Annotated in this window: 9 protein-coding genes and 2 pseudogenes; 3 read left to right on the top strand and 8 right to left on the bottom strand. The window is 67.8% G+C overall.

Features of this window, described 5'->3' with window-relative positions:
• Nucleotides 1–681 (top strand): potassium-transporting ATPase subunit C, encoded by a 681-nt coding sequence (locus ACFU5K_RS18685; RefSeq protein WP_384062715.1) that lies wholly within the window; start codon nucleotides 1–3, stop codon nucleotides 679–681.
• 159 nt (nucleotides 682–840) lie between these two features.
• The gene (locus tag ACFU5K_RS18680) at nucleotides 841–3,354 is read left to right on the top strand and encodes a DUF4118 domain-containing protein (RefSeq protein WP_384062713.1); all 2,514 of its coding nucleotides are present in this window, start codon (nucleotides 841–843) and stop codon (nucleotides 3,352–3,354) included.
• A 28-nt stretch (nucleotides 3,355–3,382) separates the two neighbouring features.
• Here the strand turns inward: ACFU5K_RS18680 and ACFU5K_RS18675 are convergent, their stop codons facing one another.
• On the bottom strand, nucleotides 3,383–5,338 hold the full coding sequence (locus ACFU5K_RS18675) for an amino acid transporter (protein WP_384062710.1): 1,956 nt from the start codon (nucleotides 5,336–5,338) through the stop codon (nucleotides 3,383–3,385).
• 287 nt (nucleotides 5,339–5,625) lie between these two features.
• Between ACFU5K_RS18675 and ACFU5K_RS18670 the strand changes: the two genes are divergently transcribed.
• Nucleotides 5,626–6,087: a GNAT family N-acetyltransferase gene (locus ACFU5K_RS18670; RefSeq protein WP_384062708.1), complete on the top strand. Its 462-nt coding sequence runs from the start codon at nucleotides 5,626–5,628 to the stop codon at nucleotides 6,085–6,087.
• A 19-nt stretch (nucleotides 6,088–6,106) separates the two neighbouring features.
• Here the strand turns inward: ACFU5K_RS18670 and ACFU5K_RS18665 are convergent.
• From ACFU5K_RS18665 to ACFU5K_RS18635, 7 genes and pseudogenes are all read right to left on the bottom strand, one after another.
• Nucleotides 6,107–6,389 (bottom strand): annotated as a pseudogene (locus tag ACFU5K_RS18665) (IS630 family transposase); the annotation flags it as partial.
• Nucleotides 6,390–6,463: 74 nt separating this feature from the next.
• Entirely contained in the window at nucleotides 6,464–6,664 is a 201-nt protein-coding gene (locus tag ACFU5K_RS18660; RefSeq protein WP_384062706.1) for a hypothetical protein, read from the bottom strand.
• A gap of 443 nt (nucleotides 6,665–7,107) precedes the next feature.
• Nucleotides 7,108–7,305 (bottom strand): annotated as a pseudogene (locus ACFU5K_RS18655) (glyoxalase); the annotation flags it as partial.
• A 72-nt stretch (nucleotides 7,306–7,377) separates the two neighbouring features.
• Nucleotides 7,378–8,649: an ATP-grasp domain-containing protein gene (locus tag ACFU5K_RS18650; protein WP_384062703.1), complete on the bottom strand. Its 1,272-nt coding sequence runs from the start codon at nucleotides 8,647–8,649 to the stop codon at nucleotides 7,378–7,380.
• An 11-nt stretch (nucleotides 8,650–8,660) separates the two neighbouring features.
• Nucleotides 8,661–9,704 carry a hypothetical protein gene (locus ACFU5K_RS18645; RefSeq protein ID WP_384062700.1) on the bottom strand — a complete coding sequence of 348 codons (1,044 nt, stop codon included), beginning with the start codon at nucleotides 9,702–9,704 and terminating at the stop codon, nucleotides 8,661–8,663.
• Nucleotides 9,705–10,259: 555 nt separating this feature from the next.
• Entirely contained in the window at nucleotides 10,260–10,790 is a 531-nt protein-coding gene (locus ACFU5K_RS18640; protein WP_384062697.1) for an NUDIX domain-containing protein, read from the bottom strand.
• 87 nt (nucleotides 10,791–10,877) lie between these two features.
• Nucleotides 10,878–12,215, bottom strand: coding sequence for a transcriptional regulator (locus tag ACFU5K_RS18635; protein ID WP_384062695.1), 1,338 nt, complete (start codon nucleotides 12,213–12,215; stop codon nucleotides 10,878–10,880).
• Nucleotides 12,216–12,667: the final 452 nt, after the last annotated feature.

Raw genomic sequence — 12,667 nt, 5'->3', positions numbered from 1 at the left:
ATGACCAACACCTCCGTCAACAACACCGCGCGCCTGTTCGGAGCCGGACTGAGGGCCCTGCTCGTCCTCACCCTGGTGTGCGGGGTGATCTACCCGCTCGCCGTCACCGGCGTCGCCCAGGCCCTCTTCAGCCACCAGGCGAACGGCTCCGAGATCAAGGACAGGGACGGCACAGTGGTCGGCTCCTCCCTCATCGGCCAGACGTACAACCTGCCGAAGCGGAACCCCGACGACACCGAGGAGGCTGCGCGACCGGACCTGAAGTGGTTCCAGCCGCGCCCCTCCAACGGCCTGGGCAGCAACAGCGTCAATACGCAGTACTCCCTTATCCTCTCCGGCGCCACCAACCGCTCCGGCGACAACGAGGAACTGATCCAGTGGGTGAGGGACGCCAAGGCCGCCGTGGTCAAGGACAACTCCACGGCCTCCTACAAGGTGAGACCCGCTGACGTACCGGCAGACGCCGTCACCTCCTCCGGCTCCGGCCTGGACCCGGACATCTCACCGGCGTACGCGAAGCTCCAGGTCCACAGGGTCGCGGAGAAGAACGGTCTTCCCGTCAAGGAGATCGAGGGCCTTCTCGCCGATCACACGACGGGACGGCTCCTCGGCTTCATGGGCGAGCCCCGCGTGAACGTCCTCGAGTTGAACACCGCGCTCCGGGACCTGATCCAGGGCTGATGAACCTGAGGCGAGCGACCGGGAACCGGTGGGATGCAAAGGCTCCGCACCCCACCGGTTCCCGAGCCGCCCACCATCGGTACCTGATCACCGAGCCGGGCATGGGCCACCGCTTCGAGCCCTGATGCCGCCTCCACCACGAAAGAACGAGAAGTCACCATGGGACGCGGAAAGCTCCGGATCTACCTCGGTGCGGCGCCGGGCGTCGGCAAGACGTACGCGATGCTCTCCGAGGCACACCGGAGGGTGGAACGGGGCACCGATGTCGTCATCGGGCTGGTGGAGCATCACAACCGATCACGCACCGAGGTAATGCTGCACGGGTTGGAACTCGTGCCGCGCACGGAAGTGGACTACCGGGGCACGGTGTTCTCCGAGATGGACGTCGACGCCGTGCTGGAGCGGGCCCCTGCGGTGGCCCTGGTGGACGAGCTGGCCCACACCAATGTGCCCGGCTCCCGGAACGCCAAGCGCTGGCAGGACATCGAGGAGCTCCTCAAGGCAGGAATCGACGTCGTATCGACGGTCAACATCCAGCACCTGGAGTCGCTGGGCGACGTCGTGGAGTCCATCACCGGCGTCCGCCAGCGCGAGACCGTCCCGGACGAGGTGGTGCGCCGAGCCGACCAGATCGAGCTGGTCGACATGTCGCCCCAGGCGCTGCGCCGGCGGATGGCGCACGGGAACATCTACAAGCCGGACAAGATGGATGCGGCCCTGTCCAACTACTTCCGCCCCGGCAACCTCACCGCACTGCGCGAACTGGCCCTGCTCTGGGTGGCGGACCGGGTCGACGAATACCTCCAGCAGTACCGGGGCGAGCACGACATACGCACCACCTGGCAGGCCCGCGAGCGCATCGTCGTGGGACTGACCGGCGGGCCCGAAGGCCGCACCCTCATCCGCCGCGCAGCCCGTCTCGCGGAGAAGGGTGCCGGCGGTGAGGTCCTGGCCGTCTACATCGCCGCGAGCGACGGGCTCAAGGCCGTGTCGCCCAAGGAGCTGGCCGTCCAGCGCACCCTGGTCGAGGATCTCGGCGGCACCTTCCACCACGTCATCGGCGATGACGTACCCTCGGCCCTCCTGGAGTTCGCCCGGGGCATCAACGCCACCCAGATCGTCCTCGGCGTCAGCCGCCGCAAAGCCTGGCAGTACGTACTCGGGCCCGGCGTCAGCGGCACCGTCGCCCGGGAATCCGGTCCGGACCTGGACGTGCACATCGTCACCCACGACGCGGCGGCCAAGGGGCGGGGCCTGCCGATCGCCGGCAGCGCGCGGCTGGGGCGGGCCCGGATCATCTGGGGATGGCTGGCCGGCGTCGCCGGACCCGCCCTCCTCACCCTGCTGCTCAGCAGCGTCGTGCCCGACCTCGGGCTCGCCAACGACATGCTGCTGTTCCTCACCGCCACCGTCGCCGCCGCCCTGCTGGGCGGCCTGCTGCCGGCCCTGGCGTCAGCGGCGTTCGGCTCTCTGCTGCTGAACTACTTCTTCACACCGCCGCTGCATCGGCTGACGATCTCCGACCCCAAGAACATCGTCGCCATAGTGATCTTCATCGGTGTGGCCGTGTCCGTCGCCTCGGTGGTCGACATGGCAGCTCGCCGCACCCACCAGGCGGCGCGCCTTCGCGCCGAGTCGGAGATCCTCTCCTTCCTGGCCGGCAGTATCCTGCGGGGCGAGAACTCCCTGGACGCACTGCTGGAACGGCTCCGTGAGACCTTCGCCATGGAGTCCGTCGCGCTCCTGGAGCGGGCGAGTGACGTCGATCCCTGGTCCTGTGCTGCGGCTGTCGGTGTACCCCCGGTCAGCCGTCCTGAAGATGCCGACGTCGACATACCTGTCGGAGAAGATCTGGCCCTCATCCTCACCGGCCGGGCCCTGCCCGCCGAGGACCGACGTGTCCTCGGCGCCTTCGCCGCCCAGGCGGTCGTGGCACTGGACCGGCAACGTCTGGTCGGCCAGGCCGAGGAGGCGCGCAAGCTCGCCGAGAGCGACCGCTTCCGCACCGCGCTGCTCGCCGCCGTCAGCCACGACCTCCGCACCCCACTGGCCGGCATCAAGGCATCCGTCACCTCACTGCGTGCCGACGACGTCGATTGGTCCGAGACCGACCGCGAGGCCCTGCTCGAAGGAATCGAGGAGGGCGCCGACCGGCTGGCCGCACTGATAGGCAATCTGCTGGACATGTCCCGCCTCAACACGGGCACCGTCGTACCGCTGATCCGGGAAACGGATCTGGACGAAGTCGTCCCGATGGCACTGGGCGGTGTTCCCGAGGGCAGCGTCGAACTGGACATTCCGGAGACCTTGCCGATGGTCGCCGTAGACCGTGGCCTACTGGAACGCGTCGTGGCCAACATCGTCGAGAACTCCGTCAAGTACAGCCCCGAGGGCAGGCCCGTCCTCGTCTCCGCCAGCAGTCTGCGCGACCGGGTGGAACTGCGCGTCGTCGACCGTGGTCCGGGCGTCCCGGATACGGCGAAGGGGCAGATGTTCGAACCCTTCCAGCGTCTCGGTGATGCCCCGCGTGGGGCCGGAGTCGGCCTCGGCCTCGCGGTCGCGCGTGGCTTCGCCGAAGCGATTCACGCCACGCTCAGCGCCGAGGACACTCCCGGCGGCGGACTCACGATGGTGCTTTCGCTTTCCACAGCCCCCACCGACCTGCCTGATTAACCCCACCGGCCTTCCCCCGGCCCGCCTCTCAGCCGACGTGGACGCGGGGGCGGCGGTTCCGGTCCGCCTCCGCCTCGCGAAGCACCTCCCGCGTGACCGGGGCGACTTCGCCCTGGCCCAGGAGGAAGAAACGGAGGAAGTTGGTGAAGGGGTTGCCCTCGGTCCACTCGAAGTAGATGTGGGGGCGGGTGCCGGTGCTGTCCCGGGTGTGGAGGAGGAGGGCCGCGAGGGCATTCGGGACCGAGGACGACTCGATCGTGAGGACACGGTAGCGGTCGTGGAGGACTTCGCCGCGGACAGTCAAACCGGCTTCGAACTCGGAGGGGTCGGTGACGGTGACCTCGACGAAAACGAAGTCCTCGCTGGTGGGGAGGTCGTTGTCGGCGCGAATCTGCTCGATCTTGTCGCGGTACTCGGCGACGTCACGGTTGTCCGGTTCGTTGGCGATGAAGCGCGCGGTTCGGCGGGAGATGTCCTGGATGAAACGTTCGGCCAGCTCGTCCAGCTCTATGTGCGTGACACGCAGCTCGAAAGCGCGGCCGAGACGGGAGAGGAGGGAAATGAGGATGATGCCGACGATGAAGCAGGCACCGATCTTCACGCCGTCCGGGCGCTCGATGACGTTGACGACCGTGGTGTAGAGGAACACGGCGGAGATGACGCCGAACCCGATGGTCCAGCCGCGCTGGCCGGCCTTGCGGGCGGCGATGGTCACGGCGATGGCCGCGGAGCAGATCAGGACGAGGACACCGGTCGCGTACGCGCCACCCTGCGCGTCGACGTCCGCGTCGAAGAGCAAGGTCACCAGGAAGGCGATCAGCGTGAAGACGATGACCATCGGGCGTACGGCGCGCGCCCAGTGCGGGGCCATACCGTACTTGGGCAAGTAGCGAGGCATCAGGTTCAGCAGACCGGCCATGGCCGAAGCGCCGGCGAACCACAGGATGGCGATGGTCGAGACGTCGTAGATCGTGCCGAAGGCGGTGCCGAGGTACTCGTGGGCGAGAAAGGCGAGTGCACGGCCGTTCGCCTCGCCGCCGGACTCGAACTCCTTGTGGGGGATGAGGACGGTGGTGATGAAGCTGGTGCAGATCAAGAAGACACTCATGATCAGCGCGGCCGTCGTCAGCAGCCTCTTGGCGCCCCGGATCCGTCCGGTGGGCTTCTCCTTGGTGTCGCCCGGGTCGCCCTCGACGTGCGGCATGACGGCTACGCCGGTCTCGAATCCCGACAGGCCGAGCGCGAGCTTGGGAAAGACGATCAGTGCGACGCCGATCATGGCGAAGACGTTGCCGTGTTCGGCGGTCAGGGCTGCGGACCAGTCGGTGACGACGTGGCCCTCGGTGGCCACGTGCCACAGGCCGGTGACCACTACGACCACGTTGAGTGCCAGATAGATGCCGACCAGGACGACCGCGACGCCGATCGCCTCCAGGAAGCCCTTGAGGAACACCGCGCCGAGCAGCGCGATGAGGATCAACGTGATGAGGACCTGCTTGTCGTGCAGGGCCTCGGCCAGATGCGGGTTCTCCACGAGGTGGGTGGAGGCATCCGCCGCCGAGAGCGTGATGGTGATCAGGAAGTCGGTGGCCGCGAAGCCGAGCAGGGTGAGGACGAAGAGCTTGCCCTTCCAGAAGGACAGCAGGCGTGACAGCATCGCGATCGAGCCCTCGCCGTGCGGGCTCTCCTCCGCCACACGCCGGTAGACGGGCAAAGCGCCGGCCAGGGTGACGATCACCAGCACGACAGTGGCGACAGGAGACAGCAGTCCGGCCGCGAGCGCGGCGATGCCAGGCTGGTAGCCAAGGGTGGAGAAGTAGTCGACACCGGTCAGGCACATCACCCGCCACCACTGTTGCCCTCTGTGACCGGCCTCAGGGGCGGACGCCACGGGCCGGGACGGTTTGCCCTTGCCCATGTCGGAGAGCCCCTCCAGCATCCACGCGCGCAGTCGGCCGGTGCGCGGGGCGTTCGTCGTGAACATGGAGGGCTCCTGGGCTACTGCGTGGTGAGGGAATCCGACCGCCGGACGGACGGCGGGGCCAGCGTAAGCAACGCCAAAATGTCCTATCCGGGCGGGTGCGTCAGGAAAGCGTCAAGAAGATGCCCCCATGATGCTTCACCGGTGCTGCCCACCGGACGAGTGCTCCGGCGCGCCGTGGACATCGGGCATGACACTCACACCCGCTCGAATGTCCACCGAGAGGGCCGGCTGGTCCGGTGGAGAAATCCGGATGCGTCAGGGTCACTCGTCTGCGAGAGTCGCCCGCTGTGAACAGTGCTGATCTTGTTTTTCGGCGTGCGGATGACTCTGATGCGGCCGGCATAGCCGATGTGTGGCTGCGTTCCTTCACCGCTGCCCTGCCGACCGTGCGGCGCGCGCATGGTGACGATGAGGTGAGGGACTGGTTTTCCCATGTGGTCGTACCGCAGTACGAGACCTGGGTAGCCGTTGCCGACGTCTCTGTGGTCGGCCTCCTGGTCCTCGATGGCGAGGAGCTCGAACAGCTTTACCTCAATCCGTCATGGCGCGGCCGGGGTATAGGCGACCGGTTCATGGACTTGGCAAAGCAGCAGCGGCCCGACGGACTGGGTCTGTGGACCTTCCAGGTCAACGGACCAGCCCGGCGGTTCTACGAGCGGCACGGTTTCATCGCAGTTGAGCACACCGACGGACTGCGTAACGAGGAACATGAGCCGGACGTCCGCTACTCCTGGAAGCCCCAGGAGTAGGACCCGCTGAGAAGCTCGGTCATGCTGTCAGAAGGGGACGTCCGCGCCAGCGGATGCCTTTCTCGCTGCGGTCGCGGGCGCGCTCGCGGCGTTGGGCGGTCAGTGCGTCGGGATGGCGGGCGTTGGCATTGCGCCAGCGCAGGTGCCGGTGCAGTTCACGGGTCTGCACGGTGTGGTTCGGGTGGTTCGACTTGGCCAGGGTAAACTGACGTAGCGGCCCGCAGTGCGGCCAGGGAGTTCACGGCGCCTTTGCGGCGGTGGCTGACGCCCCACTGGGTGTCGTCGCCGATCGAGTAGCAGCCGATCTCAGCCCTCATCCAATCGGCTCCGACCGCAAAGGGGGGGCAGAACCCGGCGAACCAACGCGGTCACAGCACTAGCGGGACGACGCGGCGGCGCGGCGGTACGGAGCCAGGAAGCGCGTCAGTTCCGACAGCGGTTCCCTGGGTGCATGTTCGGCGACCCAGTGTCCGGCGCCCGCGATGACTGCACCTTGCACGTCGTCCGCGAGGGGAGTCACTTCCTTCCTGACCAAGTCGCCCCAGCTCTCCGACCCGCCGATCGCGAGGACGGGCATCGCCGGCCTGTTGTCGGCATGCTTCGCGTTCTGCGTGGTGGTGGCGCCCCACGCCCGGTAGAACCGAAGCCGCCACGCAGTGCCTCCAGGTCGGAGAAAAGACGAATGTAATACTGACGCGCGTAATTGGGCAGCTCCGGTCCGTCCTGGATGTCGAGCTCATAGCCGAATAGGATGTCTTCACGTCCCCTGACCAGCTTTTCGGTCAGCTCGTGATTGACGCGTTGAAGGCGATGTGCCAGAGCCTGTCGTTGCGCTCCTCATCGATGAGTTCCTTTGCGATCTTTCTCTGACAACAGGGCGTGGCTGCGACCTCGGCGAGTACAGCGGGGCTTGCCGTACCGTCGACTTCGCCACAGCCACGCCCGGAAGGCGAACGAGCGGGCGTCAGCCCCTCTGCGGGGCTGTCACATCGCTCCCGTCCGTGGGTATCTGACGGGATGTCAGCGGCCCGGGAAGCGCTGCTTGATCTCCTGGAGCACCCAGCCGTTGCCGTCGGGGTCGCTGAATGTGGCAAACGAGCCGTAGGAGGCACCGTCGGGGCGCAGGCCGGCGATCCGTCCCTGGCCCTCGAGCTCGTGGGTGACCTCGCCCCCGTCGTGGCCGTGGAAGATCATGCCTCCGGCGTCGTGGAACACCTCTCGCCCAGCTCGCGTGGCCTGCACGGAGACACGGGCTGTCGATCGGCCTCGACCGACAGCCAGCCACGCCGCCTACATCGCACCCGTGGATCGTCCCGGGTACCCGTTCGTGTCGACCTCGTACATGCCTGCGCCGTCGAGGTAGCGCACCGTGTTCAGGTCCCGCCTCAGGATGTCCTCCACGGAGTGCCTCAGGGTCAGGGTTGCCGGGTACTCCAGATCCCATGTCGTGGGAACGATCGGATCGCCGGGCTTCACGATGAGGTTCAGGTCGTCGAAGCTGTCCAGCGCTCTGATCTCGTCGAGAGCGCGGTAGCGCGTCAGCCGGCCGGCGACCGGCGATACGAGTGCCGCCCAGGCGAACGCGCTTCGGCGCCGGTACGCCGTTCCTGCGCGGGCCATGAACCGCTCCGGCCTGACGTACGCGTCGGCGGCCCATTCGAGTTGGCCTTCGCCTATGACATCCGCGACGTAGTAGGGGAGCCCCGATGCACGGGCGGCTGCCTCGACCAGTCGCGGGCCCTCGGGTGTCAGCTTGATCTCCACGTGCGCCGCGCCGTAGCGGATACCCAGGGCGTCAAGCACCTTGTGGGCGAAAGGCACCAGCTCGCCCACTACAGGGTCGTCGGAGTCGAGGAGTATCTGCGCGACGACCATGTCTCTGATGCCGTTGGCGCTGATGCGGTCCGTGCTCCACACATCGGTGACTTGGTGCACGCCGTCGCAGCTGGCGGTGTTGACGATGTATTCCGCACCGACGAGATACTCCTGGGCGACGACCTCGGCGATCGTCTCCCCAAGGACGGACGTGCGGCCTCTGACCGCCTCCAGAGCGGCAACCGCCTCCTCGGGACGATCACAGAAGCGGACTCCCTCGCCGGCTCCGCTCCGCAGCGGCTTGACCACGATGGTGCCACCGCACAGTGCGTGCCAGGCGTGCAGTTCCGCTTCGTCACTGGTCCGTATCTGTCGCATCGCGGGGATTCCCAGCGATCTGATCCGCTCGATCTGCGTGTACTTGTCGCGGCGTGCCGCGCTGAGCTCTGTGCCGTTGGTGGGTAGGCCGAGCCGTTCTGAAAGGGCGTCGGCCAGTTCCACCCCGGATTCACGACCGGGCAGCACGGCGCGCGGTTTCAGCACCGCCAGTCGCTCGGCAAGGTCTTCGAAGTCTCCGTCGTTGACGAGAGTGTGGCTGAACCTGGAGGTGTCGACGGGCGCGATCCCTGGCAGAGGAGCGACCCTGCTCCTGATCTGAATGACCTCGCCTCCGATCGCGCTGAACGTGTCTGTATAACGGAAGCTGGTCGCGAAGGCGTCGACAACTGCCACTTGGAACGTTGACATCATTGACATCGTCACTTCACCCTTCCGTCCGTTGGCGTCTGCCCACGTTCTGCGACGCTCCGGCGTGCCTCCAGCAGCCGGTACACCGAGTTGACGAGCACGTTGTGCACACTGAAGCCGGACGTGCCGGGATTGCGGTCGTCGAGGATGTCCGCTTCACCGGTCTGTCGGGCAATGCCCTTCTTGGTGACCACGCTCCCGGGCTGGAAGGCCTCCGGGATCGTCTTCCGGGTGACGCCGAGATGCACCATCCGGAAGTCCGCAAACTTGTCGATGACATCCAGCAACGTGGCGGTGGCGTCGTCATTGAGCTTCAGCCGGCCGTCGAGAACGGCGTCGACAACGTTGTCTCCCTGAGTGGATCTCCCACGCCATTCCGTGATCAGGGGGCGCGACCAGGTCGGGAAGTAGGCCATGGACTGGTCGAGGTAGACCTCATACTCCGTTGTCGGCGCGAGGAGGACCAGTTCCAGCAGCTGAACGCTGGGCATGAAGGCCCCGCTCGCCCCTCGGGGGCCGCCTGGGTGCCCCATGTGGTATTGGCGGAACGAGTTGAACGCGTCCCTGGTGAGTTTGCCGTACTGCGCCATGTACAGCCTGAACTCCTCCAGGCTTCGCAGGACCGCGCCCAGCGTCTCGGTCGCATCCAGGCTGTCCGGCTCCTGGAGCAGCGTACGCAGCAGGCCGAAGGCGGACCGCACGGTGGGCTCGGCGAGATGGTGCCCCAGGTAGAAGTCCCGCTCCAGCCGGCCGAGCTCACCCTCGGTGAACACCCGGATGTCCCCGCTCCGTTGCCACTCGCTCGCATTGACGTCGATGAGCAGCTCGTAACTCATGTGGGGGTCGAGCGAGGGGAACCGGGCGCATTGGGCCGCTACGGCGTCCGACAGGTGGCGCGGAGCCGCCTCGGGGCCGCCGGGAAGGAAGCCGTTGATCATGAAGAGCAGATCGAGTTGGATCATCTGCGCCACAGCGAGGTCGTCGATACGGAGAGTGTGCGACCCAAGTGAGGACAGAACCTGCCCCTGCTTGTCGGCGAGCTCACGGTACGTCATATGACCTGCGGCAACAGCACTGAGATCCGCCGGCAGGACGTCGAGCGTGTAGGAGCGAAGGGGTAACAGCATCGAGGGTGCAGCACTGTCCACCGCATTCCTCGGCGGGTGCTCCAGTCCGGTGAACAACTGGTCCTTCTTCACTTCTTCTCCAGTATTTCGGTCAGACTCGCAGGGCCGCACAAGGCTGGACGTCAAGGCGGCGCCAGGTGCGCACACCTTCATGTCCAGAAAGCCAAGAGACCCCGCGAGTGCCACTGCTGACGCAGCATCACCTGGGAAACGGTGTGCGGCATGTGTAGGTTCACGCACCGCTGCGGCGGTGACGTACGGCGAACGGGCGACCACCGGCCCGGCCTCCCCGCAGACGGTGGCCGATCCGGTCGGCAGGCGTCGGCCTGCCCCGCGGTGACATGCCTGAACCACGTACGGAGGTCGCACCCGCCGACGCCCTGTCCGCAAGGCCGGCTCGGGCTTCTGCCCGTACGCCCGACCACCTCCCCCGTGCGGCGGGCCGGCCGGTCGGGCCGTCCCGCCGCACGGGGGCGCGCGCTCTCAGTCCAGCAGCATGTGATGGAGCATCAACAGTCCCGCCGCCATGCCGGCCGCCGGGATCTCACCGCGCGCGATCATGTCCGGGACGAGCTTCAGCGGGACCCATTCGCGGCGCGAGGACTCGAAGTCGTCCGCCGGATGGCCGGTGTACGTCGCCTCACGGGACCAGAAGAGATGATGTCGCGCGTCGATGAGGCCGTTGGCCGGCTCCACCGTCATCAGCGGGAGCAGTTCGCCCGGGCGCCAGCCGGTCTCCTCCTCCATCTCCCGCGCGGCCGCGGCGGCGAGGTCCTCGCCGTACTCGACCACGCCCGCGGCGAGCTCCCAGCCCCAGCTGTCGGTGATGAACCGGTGCCGCCACAGGAGCAGGACCTCGTTCGCCTCGTTGACGACCGTCGCCGCGGCGACGGGCCGGAGCCGGATGAGAAAGTGCTCCAGGTGCCGGCCGTCAGGGAGTTCGACATCCGCCAGATTGACCCGGAACCAGCGGTTCTCATACACGGTCTGCTCGTTTAAGTTCTTCCACTGCACAGTTCTGCCACCTTCCGACTGGTCGATGGCAACATCGGAGCAGGCTCCGCCTCGCAGGGGAACGTGCGACGGCTCCTGGTACACGGCTCACAGAGGCACGCGCAGCGCTCCTGCGATGACACCGGCCGCCGCTTCGGCCTCTGCGCTGCCGCTCGCGGCCAGATGCTCGCGGACGGATCGCATCCGCTCCCGGAGCCGCTGGGACTCCATACCCCGGGCGCGTTCCGCCATTTCACACGCGGTGCCGGCCGCCTTGTCCGCCTCACCCTGCAGCAGTTCGAGATGGCTGAGCATGGCCAGCCTGTGCACCGTCCCGCGATCGTGCGCCGGGGAGCGTACGGCCGCCAGGGCGTGCTCCTGGGCTCCTGCGAGATCTCCCAGGTTCAGCAGTGCCTCGGCCACCTGGACGTTGACCAGGCCGGGCTGGACGTAACCCGTCTCGTCGGGCTCGCTGCCCGTCCCGATGCGTCCCGCCTCGGCCTCGGCCCGGCGGATGCACTCCAGGGAACCGCGGTGGTCTCCGAGCTGGGCGTAGGCCTTGGCCTGCATGGCGTGCAGGTCGGCGGCGAGGGCCGGCGTGCTGTGCGGTCCCGCCGCCCGCAGGGCCGCCTCGGCGAAGGCGACGGACCGCCGGAAGTCGGCCAGGTACAGCGATTGGTTCACGAGCAGCGCGATGACGTAGCCGCCGAGCCCCCGGTCCCCGCTGGCCTTGGCCAGGCGCAGGGCCTGGTGGAAGTAGCGCTGCGCGAGCCCGTGGGCGTCCGAGTCGTACGCGCAGATACCGGCGACGGCCACCAGTCCGGCGGTGGCACGGTGCAGTTGGCGGCCCGTCGCGTCGCTGTACCCGCCGCGGAGCAGCGGCGCGGTCTCGGCGTTGAGGAATCCGACGACCCGGGACCTGGTCGCCATCCCTCCCGCCTTCCTGTACATCTGTTCGTAGTGGGCGCGGGCGGCGCGGAGCATCGCCATGTCGGCCATGCTCACCCGTGAGGGCCCGGGACGGGACACGTCGGTGTCCTCGGGAGGGTTCTCCCACTCCCACACCGGCATCACCGCCGTCGTGCCCGTGACGGCGGGCACTGCCGCGAGGTCCGGGCGCTGCTGGTCGTCGGACCGCCACAGGGCGGTCGCGTGCTCGACGAACCCGCAGAGCCCCCCGCCGTGTGCCGTGCGCACCCCGGAGATGCCCATCCCGATGTCGTCGAGCCCGACCGGCCGGTGCAGCCTGCGGCCGAGGACCTCGCACAGCAGGTCGGGGACCTGCCCGCGTGGACGCTGGCCCTTGATCCAGCGGGCGACCGCCGTGTGTTCGTACCGCAGGTACAGCCCGCGGGCGCGGCCGGCCTGGTTGACGTGGCCGGCGAGTCCCGCACGGGACACACCCGCCTCGTCGATCAGGGATTCGAGCAGGACGTTGGGCTCCATTGCCCCCCCCATGTGCGCGTCGCAATGAGCCTAGTGGAGCACGATTCGCACGGGGTGTGAACGCAATGCCCGAACCGTCCTGCTGTGCACCCTGCCGCGCCGGGCCACCGCTCGCTTGAATGAGTGCCTCGCAAGAGGCGGCCGGGTCGTCGGCTCCCCCTCGTACAGTCCGACGACCCGCACCCGCGCCGTTCGTCCTGCCGGCCTGCCCGACACTCCGTGGCAGGACGGGCGGCGCCCGATCGCACAGCCCGCTGCCCCGATGACAGCCGGGCCCGTGTGCGGTCACCGGGCCGTCCCGCGAGACGAGGAGGGGCGTATCCGGTGGCCGGATACGCCCCTCCTCAACACCGGAGCCTAGTAGGGCTTGGTCAGCTTGGTGCGGGTGTGGGTATGTCGCGGTGGCAGGTGGGGCAGGCGCCGGTCCATGTCGCCAGCAGGGTCTGCAGTTG

The sequence above is a fragment of the Streptomyces sp. NPDC057428 genome, assembly GCF_042803195.1.
GTDB lineage: Bacteria > Actinomycetota > Actinomycetes > Streptomycetales > Streptomycetaceae > Streptomyces.
The sequence above is the reverse complement of the archived record's forward strand: the minus strand, read 5'-3'. Positions and strand labels throughout refer to the sequence as shown.